The organism is Vibrio hannami (assembly GCF_029589055.1).
GTDB lineage: Bacteria > Pseudomonadota > Gammaproteobacteria > Enterobacterales > Vibrionaceae > Vibrio > Vibrio hannami.
The window spans coordinates 265,715-281,342 of record NZ_JARQZP010000007.1 but is presented as its reverse complement, the minus strand read 5'-3'; the positions used below and the strand labels follow the sequence as shown (position 1 = coordinate 281,342).

Annotated in this window: 9 protein-coding genes, 14 tRNA genes and 2 pseudogenes; 23 read left to right on the top strand and 2 right to left on the bottom strand. The window is 45.4% G+C overall.

What is annotated here, in order from left to right; translation table 11 throughout:
• Positions 1–18: 18 nt before the first annotated feature.
• The 17 genes from P7F88_RS15680 (at position 19) to P7F88_RS15600 (ending at position 5,157) form a co-directional block, all read left to right on the top strand.
• Entirely contained in the window at positions 19–969 is a 951-nt protein-coding gene (locus P7F88_RS15680) for a ribose-phosphate pyrophosphokinase (protein WP_277826206.1), read from the top strand.
• 192 nt (positions 970–1,161) lie between these two features.
• Positions 1,162–1,752 carry an aminoacyl-tRNA hydrolase gene (gene pth / locus P7F88_RS15675; RefSeq protein WP_277826204.1) on the top strand — a complete coding sequence of 197 codons (591 nt, stop codon included), beginning with the start codon at positions 1,162–1,164 and terminating at the stop codon, positions 1,750–1,752.
• Between the two features lie 10 nt (positions 1,753–1,762).
• Positions 1,763–2,854 (top strand): redox-regulated ATPase YchF, encoded by a 1,092-nt coding sequence (gene ychF / locus P7F88_RS15670; RefSeq protein ID WP_277826202.1) that lies wholly within the window; start codon positions 1,763–1,765, stop codon positions 2,852–2,854.
• A gap of 430 nt (positions 2,855–3,284) precedes the next feature.
• A tRNA-Met gene (locus P7F88_RS15665) sits at positions 3,285–3,361 on the top strand.
• A gap of 38 nt (positions 3,362–3,399) precedes the next feature.
• A tRNA-Leu gene (locus P7F88_RS15660) sits at positions 3,400–3,484 on the top strand.
• A 44-nt stretch (positions 3,485–3,528) separates the two neighbouring features.
• Positions 3,529–3,603: transfer RNA gene (locus P7F88_RS15655), tRNA-Gln, on the top strand.
• 117 nt (positions 3,604–3,720) lie between these two features.
• Positions 3,721–3,797, top strand: a tRNA-Met gene (locus P7F88_RS15650).
• Positions 3,798–3,857: 60 nt separating this feature from the next.
• Positions 3,858–3,942: transfer RNA gene (locus P7F88_RS15645), tRNA-Leu, on the top strand.
• Positions 3,943–3,967: 25 nt separating this feature from the next.
• Positions 3,968–4,052: transfer RNA gene (locus tag P7F88_RS15640), tRNA-Leu, on the top strand.
• A gap of 30 nt (positions 4,053–4,082) precedes the next feature.
• Positions 4,083–4,157, top strand: a tRNA-Gln gene (locus tag P7F88_RS15635).
• A gap of 103 nt (positions 4,158–4,260) precedes the next feature.
• Positions 4,261–4,337, top strand: a tRNA-Met gene (locus tag P7F88_RS15630).
• Positions 4,338–4,397: 60 nt separating this feature from the next.
• Positions 4,398–4,482, top strand: a tRNA-Leu gene (locus tag P7F88_RS15625).
• A gap of 25 nt (positions 4,483–4,507) precedes the next feature.
• Positions 4,508–4,592 (top strand) — tRNA-Leu (locus tag P7F88_RS15620).
• Between the two features lie 30 nt (positions 4,593–4,622).
• Positions 4,623–4,697 (top strand) — tRNA-Gln (locus P7F88_RS15615).
• Between the two features lie 132 nt (positions 4,698–4,829).
• Positions 4,830–4,914: transfer RNA gene (locus P7F88_RS15610), tRNA-Leu, on the top strand.
• Between the two features lie 29 nt (positions 4,915–4,943).
• Positions 4,944–5,018 (top strand) — tRNA-Gln (locus P7F88_RS15605).
• 54 nt (positions 5,019–5,072) lie between these two features.
• Positions 5,073–5,157: transfer RNA gene (locus P7F88_RS15600), tRNA-Leu, on the top strand.
• A 289-nt stretch (positions 5,158–5,446) separates the two neighbouring features.
• On the opposite strand, the gene P7F88_RS15595 is transcribed toward P7F88_RS15600, so the two are convergent.
• Entirely contained in the window at positions 5,447–6,601 is a 1,155-nt protein-coding gene (locus tag P7F88_RS15595; protein ID WP_277826200.1) for a 2-octaprenyl-3-methyl-6-methoxy-1,4-benzoquinol hydroxylase, read from the bottom strand.
• Positions 6,602–6,849: 248 nt separating this feature from the next.
• Between P7F88_RS15595 and miaB the strand changes: the two are divergent.
• The 5 genes and pseudogenes from miaB to lnt all read left to right on the top strand — a co-directional run bounded on the left by miaB (position 6,850) and on the right by lnt (position 12,426).
• A pseudogene (miaB, locus tag P7F88_RS15590) lies at positions 6,850–8,276 on the top strand (tRNA (N6-isopentenyl adenosine(37)-C2)-methylthiotransferase MiaB).
• A gap of 90 nt (positions 8,277–8,366) precedes the next feature.
• Entirely contained in the window at positions 8,367–9,470 is a 1,104-nt protein-coding gene (locus tag P7F88_RS15585; RefSeq protein WP_277826198.1) for a PhoH family protein, read from the top strand.
• Complete coding sequence (gene ybeY / locus P7F88_RS15580) at positions 9,471–9,935, top strand: rRNA maturation RNase YbeY (RefSeq protein ID WP_277826196.1); 465 nt, start codon at positions 9,471–9,473, stop codon at positions 9,933–9,935.
• A gap of 76 nt (positions 9,936–10,011) precedes the next feature.
• Positions 10,012–10,883: pseudogene (corC, locus tag P7F88_RS15575) on the top strand (CNNM family magnesium/cobalt transport protein CorC).
• Positions 10,884–10,911: 28 nt separating this feature from the next.
• Entirely contained in the window at positions 10,912–12,426 is a 1,515-nt protein-coding gene (gene lnt / locus P7F88_RS15570; protein ID WP_277826194.1) for an apolipoprotein N-acyltransferase, read from the top strand.
• Positions 12,427–12,453: 27 nt separating this feature from the next.
• Here lnt and P7F88_RS15565 read toward each other — a convergent pair whose 3' ends face one another.
• Entirely contained in the window at positions 12,454–12,924 is a 471-nt protein-coding gene (locus P7F88_RS15565; protein ID WP_277826192.1) for a zinc ribbon-containing protein, read from the bottom strand.
• A 125-nt stretch (positions 12,925–13,049) separates the two neighbouring features.
• Between P7F88_RS15565 and leuS the strand changes: the two genes are divergently transcribed.
• Entirely contained in the window at positions 13,050–15,623 is a 2,574-nt protein-coding gene (gene leuS, locus P7F88_RS15560; protein ID WP_277826190.1) for a leucine--tRNA ligase, read from the top strand.
• Positions 15,624–15,628: the final 5 nt, after the last annotated feature.

Genomic DNA, 15,628 nt, shown 5'->3' with positions numbered 1-15,628 from the left:
AACCTTGAGGTTTCCACCGTGCCTGATATGAAGCTTTTTGCTGGTAACGCTACTCCCGAACTAGCACAACGTATTGCTGACCGCCTATACATCTCCCTTGGTGATGCAACTGTAGACCGATTCTCAGATGGCGAAATTGCTGTACAAATTAACGAAAACGTTCGTGGTAGTGATGTTTTCATTATCCAATCAACATGTGCACCAACTAACGACAACCTAATGGAGTTAGTGGTAATGATCGACGCAATGCGTCGTGCTTCAGCAGGCCGTATCACAGCTGTAATCCCATACTTTGGCTATGCTCGTCAGGATCGTCGTGTACGTTCTGCTCGTGTGCCAATTACAGCTAAAGTTATTGCTGACTTCCTTTCTAACGTAGGTGTTGACCGCGTTCTTACCATTGACCTTCACGCTGAGCAAATTCAGGGCTTCTTCGATGTTCCTGTAGATAACATCTTCGGTACTCCTGTGCTACTGGATGACATGCTAACTCGTGGTCTGGAAGATCCTGTGGTTGTTTCACCTGACCTTGGTGGTGTTGTACGTGCACGCGCAACAGCAAAAGCTCTGGGTAACATCGACATCGCTATCGTAGACAAGCGTCGTCCTCGTGCAAACGTATCTGAAGTAATGAACCTTATCGGTGAAGTTGAAGGCCGTGACTGCGTTATCGTAGATGACATGATCGACACAGGCGGCACACTGTGTAAAGCAGCTGAAGCTCTGAAAGAGCGTGGTGCTAAGCGAGTATTCGCTTACGCAACTCACCCTGTATTCTCTGGTAACGCCGTTAAGAACATCAAGAACTCTGTTCTTGACCAGGTGATCGTTACAGACTCTATCTCTCTAACTAAAGAGATGGCTGCAACAGGTAAAGTTACTCAGCTAACACTATCAAGCATGCTGGCAGAAGCAATTCGTCGTATCAGCAACGAAGAGTCTATCTCAGCAATGTTTAACTCTAAGTAAGGCATAAGGTTACTGGACGCGTCGCTACAAGCGACAGGTTTTGTAATCTCACCATACTCAAACGCCCGGCCAATTAAGCCGGGTGTTTTGTTTCGTTTAGTCATAATTTCTGTAACCCGTCACCTGTAGCCTGCAACCCAGAATGTGTGCTACCATACGGCGCTTTTTTCTATTCCAAGAGAGATCCTAGCCTTGAGCCAAGAGATAAAATTGCTGGTTGGTCTTGCCAATCCAGGGCCAGAATATGCCAGAACCCGACACAATGCAGGCGCATGGGTTATCGAAGAGTTGGCGAGAGTTCATAACGTAACTCTGAAAAATGAACCGAAGTTTTTTGGTCAGACGGGTCGAATCATGGCAAACGGTCACGATCTTCGTCTTCTGATACCAACAACATTTATGAACCTTTCCGGTAAATCCATTGCTGCATTAGCAAAGTTTTATCAGATCAAGCCAGAAGAGATCATGGTCGCTCACGACGAGCTTGATCTGCCTCCGGGTGTTGGTAAGTTCAAGAAAGGTGGTGGTCACGGTGGTCATAATGGCTTAAAGGACACCATCAGTAAGCTTGGAAATAACAAAGAATTTTACCGTCTGAGGATAGGCATAGGCCATCCCGGACATCGAGACAAAGTATCCGGTTATGTGTTAGGTAAGGCGCCGACAAAAGAGCAGGAGTGCCTTGATGCTGTTGTCGATGAGTCTGTTCGCAGCCTCGACATATTGCTAAAAGACGGCTTAACTAAAGCACAAAACCGTTTACATACATTCAAAGCAGAATAAGGTTACTATCATGGGTTTTAAATGTGGCATCGTTGGTCTGCCTAACGTAGGTAAATCAACCCTGTTTAATGCACTAACAAAAGCGGGTATCGAAGCGGCAAACTTCCCGTTCTGTACTATCGAGCCAAACACAGGTGTTGTTCCTGTGCCAGATCTTCGTCTGGACGCTCTGGCAAAAATCGTTAACCCACAACGTGTTCTGCCAACCACAATGGAGTTCGTAGATATCGCTGGACTGGTTGCCGGTGCTTCAAAAGGTGAAGGTCTGGGTAACAAATTCCTGGCTAACATCCGTGAAACAGATGCAATCGGTCACGTTGTTCGTTGTTTCGAGAATGAAAACATCGTTCACGTTGCAGGTAAGATCTCACCTCTTGAGGATATCGAGATTATCAACCTGGAACTTGCACTTGCTGACCTTGATACCTGTGAGCGTGCTATTCAACGACAGGCTAAACGAGCAAAAGGCGGTGATAAAGATGCAAAATTCGAAATCACTGTTCTGGAAAAACTGCTTCCTGTACTAACTGAAGGCGGCATGGCGCGTAGTGTTGAACTAGCTAAAGAAGAGCTTGCAGCAGTTGGCTACCTGAACTTCCTGACACTTAAGCCAACCATGTACATTGCAAACGTAAATGAAGATGGTTTCGAAGATAACCCATTCCTTGATCAGGTTCGTGAACACGCAGCTAAAGAAAATGCGGTTGTTGTTCCTGTTTGTGCTGCAATTGAATCTGAACTGTCTGAACTTGAAGACGAAGACCGTGAAGAGTTCCTTGCTGATATGGGCATCGAAGAACCAGGTCTTAACCGCGTAATTCGTTCTGGTTACGAACTTCTTGCCCTTCAGACGTACTTTACTGCTGGTGTTAAAGAAGTACGCGCATGGACAATTCCAATTGGCGCTACAGCTCCACAGTCTGCTGGTAAGATCCACACAGACTTTGAAAAAGGCTTTATCCGCGCAGAAGTTGTTGGTTATGACGACTTTATCGAGTACAGCGGCGAAAGCGGTGCAAAAGAAGCAGGTAAATGGCGTCTTGAAGGCAAAGATTACATCGTAAAAGATGGCGATGTCGTGCATTTCCGCTTTAACGTTTAATGGTCGTTTCTGCGCATTAACAGTAATTAATTGCGTAAAAAGAGTCGGTGAACGGCTCTTTTTCCCTAGTTCCCACGCTCCGGCGTGGGAATTCATATCTGACTATAAATTTCTCAACTAATCTATCAATATCTAAAGAATTATAGATACCAAAAAGAAAACATGTTCATATAGCCATACTACGTGTATGCATTACCACGCAGAGCGTGGGAACGAGAACATTGCCTATTGCCTAATTTTCTTTCCAATGATGTTAATTTTATTGAGACTTTTTGGGTATAAATAGGGCGTTTTGTTTAAAAAAGACTCGAACAGTCGCTGAAATGCATTTTATTAAAAAAAGTAGTTGACGGTTTTCCTACAGATACGCATAATGCGCTCCGTCTTCGGCACTGAGGCAACTTAAGAGCCAAAGACAAAAATTAGGAATGGCTACGTAGCTCAGCTGGTTAGAGCACATCACTCATAATGATGGGGTCACAGGTTCAAATCCCGTCGTAGCCACCATTTCCTAAGTGCTTTCTCGAAAGTCTTTAGGAAATAATGCGGAAGTGGCGGAATTGGTAGACGCACCAGATTTAGGTTCTGGCGCCGCAAGGTGTGAGAGTTCAAGTCTCTCCTTCCGCACCATTATTTAGAGTGCTTTAAGAAAATAGTTCTTTGAGTATTTCTGCAGGGCTATCGCCAAGCGGTAAGGCAACGGGTTTTGATCCCGTCATTCCCTGGTTCGAATCCAGGTAGCCCTGCCATTATTAAGTTAATGGCATAACAAAGTTTAACTTGTTCTGACATTAATTTTTGAATATGTACAATTAGTACTGTTCAAAGGGTAAAGTTTATATTATATTACTTCGCCCAAACGGAATGGCTACGTAGCTCAGCTGGTTAGAGCACATCACTCATAATGATGGGGTCACAGGTTCAAATCCCGTCGTAGCCACCATTTATTTAAGTTTATTAGTTTTTACCAATTGACTGATAAATCTGTAGAAAAATTTGAGACGCGGAAGTGGCGGAATTGGTAGACGCACCAGATTTAGGTTCTGGCGCCGCAAGGTGTGAGAGTTCAAGTCTCTCCTTCCGCACCATCTCAAATCTCTCTACAACAATTTTGCGGAAGTGGCGGAATTGGTAGACGCACCAGATTTAGGTTCTGGCGCCGCAAGGTGTGAGAGTTCAAGTCTCTCCTTCCGCACCATATTTAGAATAACTCATTGAGTTTTTCTGCAGGGCTATCGCCAAGCGGTAAGGCAACGGGTTTTGATCCCGTCATTCCCTGGTTCGAATCCAGGTAGCCCTGCCATTATTAAGTTAATGGCAGAATAGATAACGGGTTTTGATCCCTCAGTTATCACCCTGATTCAAATTCAGATAGTTCTGACATTATTTGCTGAAAAGCATATAGTGGCTACGTAGCTCAGCTGGTTAGAGCACATCACTCATAATGATGGGGTCACAGGTTCAAATCCCGTCGTAGCCACCATTTATTAAAAGGTTATTAGCTTTTACCAATTAGCTGATAAACCTGTAGAAAATTTGAGACGCGGAAGTGGCGGAATTGGTAGACGCACCAGATTTAGGTTCTGGCGCCGCAAGGTGTGAGAGTTCAAGTCTCTCCTTCCGCACCATCTCAAATCTCTCTACAACAATTTTGCGGAAGTGGCGGAATTGGTAGACGCACCAGATTTAGGTTCTGGCGCCGCAAGGTGTGAGAGTTCAAGTCTCTCCTTCCGCACCATATTTAGAATAACTCATAGAGTTTTTCTGCAGGGCTATCGCCAAGCGGTAAGGCAACGGGTTTTGATCCCGTCATTCCCTGGTTCGAATCCAGGTAGCCCTGCCATTATTACAAAGTGGTAATATCGATAACGGGTTTTGATCCCTCAGTTATCCCCCTGCTTCAAATCAAGCAGCATTGCCATTATTACAACGTTAATTGAATTAACCAATTATTCAGTTAACTACAGATTAAGTTGCGGAAGTGGCGGAATTGGTAGACGCACCAGATTTAGGTTCTGGCGCCGCAAGGTGTGAGAGTTCAAGTCTCTCCTTCCGCACCATTATTTAGAAGGCTCACTGAGTTTTCTGTAGGGCTATCGCCAAGCGGTAAGGCAACGGGTTTTGATCCCGTCATTCCCTGGTTCGAATCCAGGTAGCCCTGCCATTATTACAATTTCTTGTTGATTTCCAACTCTGTCGACAAGAATACAGAATTGATGCGGAAGTGGCGGAATTGGTAGACGCACCAGATTTAGGTTCTGGCGCCGCAAGGTGTGAGAGTTCAAGTCTCTCCTTCCGCACCATCATTAGAAAAACCACCTTAATGGTGGTTTTTTTATGCCTAAAATTCAACAACTCTATACTAAATACCGCTCGGTATGCATTCCAACGGAGACCGTTGGAACGAGGCATAGGGCAACGAGGCTAATCAACTGTCTCACCAAGAGGTTACTTAGGGTATGCAGGGCATGCTCTATGTAGTGAACATGCCTGATACCAATATCAAACCGAATCACCCGTAGTTAGCAAAAAGCGGTTCACGGAATAGAGCATTCCTGTATGCCCATACCCCGCATTAAGTACAAATATCAGCTATATCCCCAACGCATACTTCAAAACCTGCGTCTTGATTGGCCCTGAGTTTTCAGCCATTTTAAAGCCAATGTTTCTAAGCAACTTCAATGGCCCAAGTTCATTACTAAAACTCTTATAGAAAAAATCCATCCCCGACTGCATCAGCAAGTTGTCCGGGCGACGCCTTCTTTCATATTCAGCCAAAGAAGCTTCACTATCCCAATGTTCGTTACCAAGAATATCCAGCAAAACCTGTACATCCTTAAAGCCAATATTTACACCCTGCCCTGCCAACGGATTAATCGTATGAGCCGAGTCACCAGCAAGCACACACCGCCTTTCAGAGTACTTTTGGGCATGTCTGCGTGTTAACGGAAAATAGCCTGATTGGAGCACCTTGATATCACCCAGCTCTCCAGGGAAATGCGCTATCACCTCTTCTCTCAAAGCTTCCGACGACATTGCTTGCAATTGCCGAATACGTTTTGGTGAGTCATACCAGACCAGAGATCCTTGATTCCCTTTTAACGGCAGAAACGATCTCGGGCCTGAAGGGGTAAACCATTGCCAGGTGATGTCCTGCTGAGGCTTTTCTGTTTCAACATTAATCAACATACAGTGCTGCCGATAATCCCAGGCAGTAACACCGATATTTGCCAGATTTCGAACTTTAGAATTTGCACCGTCAGCACCGACAACCATCATGGCTTCTAATTCTTCTCCTGACCTAAGAACAACCGTGTTTGACCCAGTAGAAAACTCAATTCGCTCTAAAGAATCTGGACAAAACAGAGATAAATTTGGGTACTGGCTAAACTGATTCCATAACCCCAACTGAATCAATCTGTTCTCAACGATATAACCCAACTGATTCAGAGAAAGCGAATCGGCATCGAACCGAACCCGACACTCCTGATGCTCCCATGTTTCCAGGCGGCGATAAGGGCATACCCGCATCTCAAGCACATCATTCCACACACCAAGCTGTTCTAATAACTCAACGGATTTATGGGATATAGCAGACACGCGGATATCCATTGGTTGATCCGGGCGATAAGCCTCAGGAGCCTTACCTTCGACAAGAGCAACACTTTTTCCGGATTTAGCCGCACCCAATGCAATTGCAGCCCCGACCATTCCTCCGCCGATAACGGCGATATCAAATTTACGCATCTCTTAATAACTTCACTTCTAACTTTACTATTTAGCTTGAACCGGCCTGTTTAATATGAGTACTGGTCAGTTGGTTTTTAAAGCAGTACAATACGCGGCTCGCTTTTGTACTAACTCCAATCAGGAGTATAAATGACGATAAAGCGACCAGATAACAAGCCATAAAACTGAGCTCTATAGTAATAGCTATCAGTAGTGAATGGTATGTGCTTGAACGATTTAAGATTTAATTACGAGCGAAATGTGAGATGAGTAAGAAACTGCTAATTAAAACCTGGGGCTGCCAGATGAACGAATATGATTCATCAAAAATGGCTGATCTGCTTAATGCCGCTAACGGTTACGAGCTGACTGAAGATCCAGAAGAGGCAGACGTACTTCTCCTTAACACCTGTTCGATCCGGAGAAAAGGCTCAAGAAAAGGTATTCCACCAGCTTGGCCGTTGGAAAACACTAAAAGATAAAAAGGAAGACGTGATCATTGGTGTAGGCGGCTGCGTTGCAACCCAAGAAGGCGATCATATCCGTGAACGTGCGCCTTTCGTTGATGTTATTTTTGGCCCACAGACCCTTCACCGTCTTCCTGAGATGATCAAGACATCTCGTAGCAACGAAGCACCGGTAATGGATATTTCTTTCCCGGAAATTGAAAAATTTGACCGTCTGCCAGAACCTCGCGCAGAAGGTGCTACAGCGTTCGTTTCCATTATGGAGGGTTGTTCAAAGTACTGTACTTACTGCGTTGTACCATACACTCAGTGGTGAAGAAGTAAGCCGGCCAATGGATGACGTACTATTTGAGATTGCACAACTTGCAGAGCAAGGCGTACGTGAAGTTAACCTGCTTGGTCAGAACGTAAACGCATACCGTGGCCCAATGCACGATGGTGATATCTGTTCATTTGCCGATCTACTTCGTTTAGTTGCTTCTATCGATGGTATCGACCGTATCCGCTTTACAACAAGCCACCCGCTTGAGTTCACAGACGACATCATCGCAGTGTACGAAGACACACCAGAACTGGTTAGCTTCCTGCACCTTCCTGTTCAGAGCGGTTCTGACCGTGTTCTGACCATGATGAAACGTCCTCATACCGCTATCGAGTACAAGTCTATTATTCGTAAACTTCGTAAGGCACGCCCTGATATCCATATCAGCTCTGACTTTATCGTGGGTTTCCCTGGCGAATCAGATCAGGACTTCCAGGACACAATGAAGCTAATCAAAGATGTCGACTTCGATATGAGCTTCAGTTTTATCTTCTCTCCGCGCCCAGGAACTCCAGCAGCAGACTACCCATGTGATTTGCCTGAACAGACCAAGAAAGAGCGTCTGTACGAACTACAGCAGCAGATCAACAGCCAGGCTATGCGCTACTCGCGCCAGATGCTAGACACAGAGCAACGTGTTCTGGTTGAAGGCCCATCGAAGAAAAACCTGATGGAACTGCGTGCACGTACTGAGAACAATCGCGTTGTAAACTTCGAAGGTTCAGCTGAGCTTATCGGCCAGTTCGTTGATGTGAAGATTACAGACGTATTCCCTAACTCATTACGTGGTGAACTGGTTCGTACAGAAAAAGAGATGAACCTACGTGTTGTGACCTCACCAAGTGAGATGATGGAAAAAACACGTCGCGAAGATGAATTAGGTGTTGCAACCTTTACGCCATAGAGTTTAGATATACTAAACTAATAAATGATAATCATGCCAGAGAGCCCGGTCGTAATCGGGCTCCGCAAAGGCAAAAACTGAGAGGCTATATTGAGCAATAAAATCGTTACTCTGGAAATTGATCTGGAGCCTGCTGATAACCACCGACTATCCAGCTTGTGTGGTCCATTCGATGACAACATCAAACACCTTGAAAGACGCCTAGGCGTTGAAATCAATTATCGCGGCAACTTCTTCTCTATTGTTGGTAAACCACATACTGCTGCAGCAGCTTTAGAAATTCTAAAGAGCCTTTATGTCGAAACCGCTCCGGTAAAAGGCAAGATCGCCGATATTGAGCCAGAACAGATTCACTTAGCCATTATTGAAACTGGTGTACTTGAACAGAACACCGAATCTGCGATTGAGCACGGTAAAGAAGTATTTATCAAAACTAAGAAAGGTGTAATTAAGCCACGTACACCTAATCAGGCTCAGTACCTGGTTAATATGGTGACACACGATATTACTTACGGCATTGGCCCTGCTGGTACAGGTAAAACCTACCTTGCTGTCGCGGCTGCGGTAGATGCTCTGGAGCGTCAGGAAATCCGACGCATTCTTCTTACTCGCCCAGCTGTTGAAGCGGGTGAAAAGCTTGGCTTCCTTCCTGGTGATTTGAGTCAAAAGGTTGACCCTTACCTGCGCCCTCTGTATGACGCTCTGTTTGAGATGCTTGGTTTTGAGCGCGTAGAAAAGCTAATTGAAAGAAACGTTATCGAAGTTGCTCCTCTGGCGTACATGCGTGGCCGTACCTTGAATGATGCCTTTATCATTCTCGATGAGAGCCAGAACACCACTGTTGAGCAGATGAAAATGTTCCTGACTCGTATCGGCTTTAACTCTCGCGCTGTTATTACTGGTGACGTTACCCAGATCGATTTACCGCGTGGCGCTAAATCCGGCCTTCGTCACGCGATCGAGGTTCTTTCTGAAGTTGATGAAATCAGCTTTAACTTCTTCCAGGCTGATGACGTTGTACGTCACCCTGTTGTCGCACAAATTGTTAACGCTTATGAGAAGTGGGAACAAAAAGATCAGAAAGACCGCAAAGAAGCAGAGAAACGACGCAGAGAAGAGCGAGAAGCAAAATTGCTTGAAGCTCAGAAAGCTGAATTATCACAGGCTGAACTATCAGGCTCTACAGGTGAGTAAATGAGCATAGAACTCGATCTTCAAATTGCTGTAGAAAACCAGGAAAACCTGCCTTCCGAGGCAGATTTCCAGAAATGGTTACAGACAACAGTATCTCAGTTTCAACCAGAGGCTGAAGTCACCATTCGTCTTGTCGATGAACAAGAGAGTCATGAGCTTAACCATGAGTATCGCGGCAAGGACAAGCCAACCAATGTACTCTCCTTCCCATTTGAAGTACCAGAAGGAATAGAGATAAATTTGCTTGGTGATCTGATTATTTGCAAGCAGATGGTTGAAAAAGAAGCCAGTGAACAACATAAAGATGTTGTAGCCCACTGGGCTCATATGGTTGTACACGGTAGTCTACATCTGCTAGGTTATGATCATATCAAGGATGACGAAGCTGAAGAGATGGAGTCCCTCGAAACAGAAATTATGCAATCTATGGGGTTTGAAGACCCATATATTGCTGAGAAGGAATAGATCCCTGCCTTCGCAGGAATGACGAACAGGGAATGCGGGCTATCACGCATCTGGTAGCGTAAATTAAAGAGATATCATGAACGAAGAAAACCCTCCCTCATCTGAAGGTCCGAGTAGAAAGTCCTTCCTAGAACGCCTGGGGCAAATATTTCAGGGCGAACCCAAAGATCGCCAGGAACTGGTCGATGTTATCAGAGACTCTGAAGTAAATGACCTTATTGACCACGACACTCGCGATATGCTCGAAGGTGTTATGGAAATATCCGAAATGCGAGTTAGGGATATTATGATCCCCGCTCTCAAATGGTTACCGCTGAGAAAGAGCACGACCTTGATCAGCTGGTTGAACTGATAACCGATGCTCAGCACTCCCGCTACCCGGTTATCAGCGAAGACAAAGACCACGTTGAAGGTATTCTATTAGCGAAGGACTTACTTAAATACTTAGGCTCAGATAGTGCTCCGTTCAGTATAGAACAGGTTATCCGCCCTGCTGTCGTTGTTCCTGAAAGTAAACGAGTTGACCGATTACTAAAGGAATTTCGTGAAGAACGTTATCATATGTCTATCGTCGTTGACGAGTTTGGCGGTGTTTCAGGCCTGGTGACCATCGAAGATATTCTGGAAGAGATTGTCGGTGAGATCGAAGATGAGTTCGATGATGAAGATGAAGCAGATATCCGTAAGCTGAGTAAACATACCTATTCGGTTAAAGCGCTGACGGAAATCGAAGAATTCAATGACACTTTCGGCACAAAATTCAGCGATGATGAGGTCGATACTATCGGCGGCATGGTAATGACAGCCTTTGGTCATTTACCAACTCGTGGTGAAGTTGTGGATATCGAAGGCTATAGCTTCAAAGTCACTGCTGCAGATAACCGTCGAGTCGTTCAGCTACAGGTAACCGTACCTGACGAAGAGCCTCTTCCTGATATCGAAGAATAATTGACTTAACATAGTCTGGAAAATAACGATGATGCATAAAGCAAATCATCGCCTACTGCGGCCCATTGTGGCCGCTTTTGTTGGCGCCTTAACAACCTTAGCTTACGCTCCATACCAAATCTGGCCGCTAGCCATTCTCAGCCCCGCAATACTATTTTTGTTAATCGACAAAGTAACCACCCGCACAGCCCTGGCCGTCGGCTTTTTCTGGGGTGTTGGCCACTTTGCAACAGGCTTAAGCTGGGTACATGTAAGTATTGATACCTTTGGTGGAATGCCAAAAGCCGCCAGTGTCTTTCTGATGGTTTTGCTTATCTGTTATCTGGCTATTTATCCGGCTCTGTTTACCTGGTTAACCAACAAGTTTTTCTCTGGGAAGTCATCAACAAAGTACTTTCTTGCTATCCCAGCACTTTGGCTATTAACAGACTGGGCCCGTGGCTGGGTATTTACCGGTTTTCCGTGGTTATGGCTTGGCTATAGTCAAATAAATACACCCCTTTCCGCTTTTGCTCCGATAGGTGGCGTTCAACTGGTCACATTGGCTGTAACTCTCTGCGCTTCTTCATTAACTTATCTGGTACTCACCAGAAAGTGGCAGTGCCTCGCTTTACCTGCAGTGATATTTGCCACCAGTTTTGTTCTTAAGAACATTAACTGGGTAACACCTAATCCGGATAGCAAAACTACTTTTGCCTTGATTCAGGGCAATATTCCCCAGGAGCTTAAATGGCACCCGGATCAACGCTGGCCAACGCTAATGAAATTTATGGACTTGAGCCGGGCAAACTGGGATGCGGACATCATTATCTGGCCAGAAGCTGCTATTCCTGCTTTGGAAAAGGAACTACCTAGCTTTTTAAGCAATGTCGACTCTGCTGCGCGCCTGAATGAATCAGCACTGATCACCGGGGTTGTCACTCAAAACGAGATGGGGCGTTTCTACAATAGTGTGATTACTCTTGGGGATACACCAAGCGGTGAATACAACTACCAGACTCAGCCAAGATATAACAAGTATCACCTGCTACCATTTGGTGAGTTTGTACCATTTGAAGATCTGTTACGTCCATTAGCGCCGTTCTTTAATTTGCCGATGTCGTCATTTAGTCGTGGTGACTTTATACAAGACAATATCGTGGCGAAAGGCAGACATCTGGTTACAGCGCTTTGCTATGAAATCATCTTTAGCGATCAGGTTCGTCAAAATATTACTGAAGATACTGACTTTATTCTGACTCTGTCCAATGATGCCTGGTTTGGCGAATCAATTGGTCCACTACAACATATGGAAATCGCCCGTATGCGTGCGCTGGAAACAGGTAAGCCAGTTATACGTGCAACCAACAACGGTGTAACGGCGGTAACCGATTATAAAGGCAATATCACGGATTCAGTACCCCAGTTCAAAACCGAGGTACTGAAAGCAGAGGTAGTATCGACCACTGGTACAACACCATTCCGAACCCTTGGCAGCTGGCCTCTGGCGATATTTGTACTACTGGGACTGTTAGTTTCCTGGAAAAGATCCCGTAACCTGTAACCTGTAACCTGTAACCTGTAACCCAGCTTACGGCTTCAACGGTATCCGGCTAAACTCATCCGCACCACACTTAGCACATGGCTCAATCACCGTTGGGTGAATATATTGAGCCTTGTGCCCACATTTTTCACAAACCAAATGACCAAGGCCAATAACATCACCCGTTTTGTAAATACCCTGATGCTCGATATCTTCGAACATCTCTATCCACTCTATTTTGGTTTTATCAGTAATATCAATCAGTGCCTGCCACATAGAGTCTGCAATCATGATGGAAAAAGGGCTACTCTTGCTCTCTTCATAGTTCTCTGAAAACTCTTTTAAATCCGACTTCATATAAGCCGAGATCAGTGATAGCTCATCCTTGGTCATATCGCTTGCTGCATTCGCTACCTCTTCAGAGGCTTCAAACACTTTATTTATCTCTTCAGGACTATGTTTTAGCGTTTCTACGACCTCTTCAAACTTCTCTTCGTAACCTGCTTTACGCTTTGGCATAAACAACCTCCATTTTCACTTGCTTATAGTTATTGTAGCTTGTCCTAGCTTTAGGTATTCTATGCCGATCTATATTTATGCGATCTAACCGATCTCACATATTCCACGATAACCGGAAATCATCGATGCAAGAGCAATATAATCCGCAAGATATTGAACAGAAAGTTCAAAAGCACTGGGATGACAACAAGACGTTTGTTGTAACTGAAGACCCAAGCAAAGAAAAATTCTACTGTCTCTCAATGTTCCCTTACCCAGGTGGCCGACTCCATATGGGTCACGTGCGTAACTACACTATCGGTGATGTTGTTTCCCGCTTCCAGCGTCTGCAAGGTAAAAATGTAATGCAGCCAATTGGCTGGGATGCATTTGGTTTACCTGCTGAGAACGCAGCTGTTAAAAACAAAACAGCACCAGCGCCATGGACGTATGAAAATATCGAATACATGAAGAACCAGTTAAAACTACTGGGCTTTGGCTACGACTGGAATCGCGAGTTCGCAACATGTACACCTGAGTACTACCGCTGGGAGCAAGAGTTCTTCACCAAGCTTTATGAAAAAGGTCTGGTTTACAAAAAGACTTCAGCAGTGAACTGGTGTCCGAATGATCAGACAGTACTGGCTAATGAGCAGGTAGAAGATGGCTGCTGCTGGCGTTGTGATACGCCTGTAGAGCAGAAAGAGATTCCTCAGTGGTCTATCAAGATTACCGCTTACGCTCAGGAACTACTTGACGAGCTGGACAACATGGATGGCTGGCCTGAAATGGTTAAGACCATGCAACGCAACTGGATTGGTCGCTCTGAAGGTGTTGAACTGAAGTTTGCGGTTGCGGGCCAGGAAGACCTGGAAGTTTACACAACTCGTCCTGACACGCTAATGGGCGTGACTTACGTTGGTATTGCAGCAGGTCACCCTCTGGCTACACTTGCTGCTGAGAACAATGCTGAGCTAGCTAAATTTATCGACGAATGTAAGAACAACAAAGTTGCCGAAGCAGATATGGCAACAATGGAAAAGAAAGGTATGGATACAGGCCTGAAGGCTGTCCATCCTCTGAATGGTCGTGAAGTTCCAATCTACGTGGCTAACTTTGTACTTATGGATTACGGCACAGGCGCAGTAATGGCTGTACCAGGCCACGATCAGCGTGACTACGAGTTTGCAACTAAGTACGGCCTTGATATCGTTCCAGTTATCAAGCCTGCTGATGGCAGTGAGCTGGATATTTCTGAAGCTGCATACACTGAAAAAGGCATCTGTTTCGACTCTGGTGAGTTCGACGGTATGGAGTTCCAACAAGCGTTTGATGCTATTGCTGCGAAACTTGAGTCTGAAGGTAAAGGCGAGAAAACCGTTAACTTCCGTCTACGTGACTGGGGGGTATCCCGTCAGCGCTACTGGGGTGCTCCAATCCCGATGGTAACTACTGAAGATGGTGAGGTTCATCCGGTTCCTGCTGACCAGCTGCCAGTTATCCTGCCAGAAGATGTGGTAATGGATGGCGTAACTAGCCCAATTAAAGCTGACAAGAGCTGGGCAGAAACAACCTTCAATGGCGAGCCTGCTCTGCGTGAAACCGATACCTTCGATACCTTTATGGAATCAAGCTGGTACTATGCGCGCTACTGTTCTCCACAAGCAGATGAAATGCTGGATGCAGATGCAGCAAACTACTGGCTGCCAGTAGACCAGTACATCGGTGGTATCGAGCACGCTTGTATGCACCTTCTGTACTCTCGCTTCTTCCATAAACTGCTTCGTGACGCAGGTATGGTAAACAGCGACGAACCATTCAAGAAGCTACTTTGTCAGGGTATGGTTCTGGCTGATGCTTATTACTACAACAACGAGAAAGGCGCGAAAGTTTGGGTTTCTCCGACTGACGTAACTGTTGAGCGTGATGAGAAAGGCCGTATCGTTAAAGCTATCGACAAAGATGGTAACGAAGTTGTTCATACTGGCATGACTAAGATGTCTAAGTCTAAGAATAACGGTATCGATCCTCAGGAGATGGTAGACAAGTACGGTGCTGACACAGTACGTCTATTCATGATGTTCGCCTCTCCAGCAGATATGACGCTTGAATGGCAAGAGTCTGGTGTAGAAGGGGCAAACCGCTTCCTTAAGCGCGTATGGAAACTGGTTAAAGACCATACTTCTAAAGGTGAAGCTGTTGCCGTTGATACGTCTGCACTTACAGCTAACCAAAAAGCTATCCGTCGCGATGTTCACAAAACTATCGCTAAAGTGACTGACGATATTGAACGTCGCCAGACTTACAACACGGCTATCGCTGCAATCATGGAACTGATGAACAAGCTGGCTAAAGCCGCTCAGGAATCAGAGCAGGATCGTGCAATCCTTGATGAAGCGCTCAAAGCGGTTGTTCGCATGCTATACCCAATCACTCCGCATATCTCTTACGAGCTATGGGAAGCGCTGGGTGAATCAGGCATCGATACAGCGACATGGCCTGTAGCCGATGACAAAGCGATGGTTGAAGATGAAAAACTGATCGTTGTTCAGGTTAACGGCAAGCTTCGTGCAAAACTAACGGTTGCTGCGGACGCTTCTAAAGAAGAGGTTGAAGCGCTAGGCCTTGCAGATGAACACGTTGTTAAGTTCACAGAAGGAAAAACTGTACGTAAAGTAATTTATGTACCAGGTAAACTTCTGAACATTGTAGCGAACTAATTTCG

What these genes read in the sequence shown, in the direction of transcription:
- lnt (WP_277826194.1), top strand. Translation starts at nt 10,912, where the DNA reads ATGATGCATAAAGCAAATCATCGCCTACTGCGGCCCATTGTGGCCGCT.
- P7F88_RS15595 (WP_277826200.1), bottom strand. Translation starts at nt 6,601, where the DNA reads ATGCGTAAATTTGATATCGCCGTTATCGGCGGAGGAATGGTCGGGGCT.
- ybeY (WP_277826196.1), top strand. Translation starts at nt 9,471, where the DNA reads ATGAGCATAGAACTCGATCTTCAAATTGCTGTAGAAAACCAGGAAAAC.
- P7F88_RS15565 (WP_277826192.1), bottom strand. Translation starts at nt 12,924, where the DNA reads ATGCCAAAGCGTAAAGCAGGTTACGAAGAGAAGTTTGAAGAGGTCGTA.
- ychF (WP_277826202.1), top strand. Translation starts at nt 1,763, where the DNA reads ATGGGTTTTAAATGTGGCATCGTTGGTCTGCCTAACGTAGGTAAATCA.
- leuS (WP_277826190.1), top strand. Translation starts at nt 13,050, where the DNA reads ATGCAAGAGCAATATAATCCGCAAGATATTGAACAGAAAGTTCAAAAG.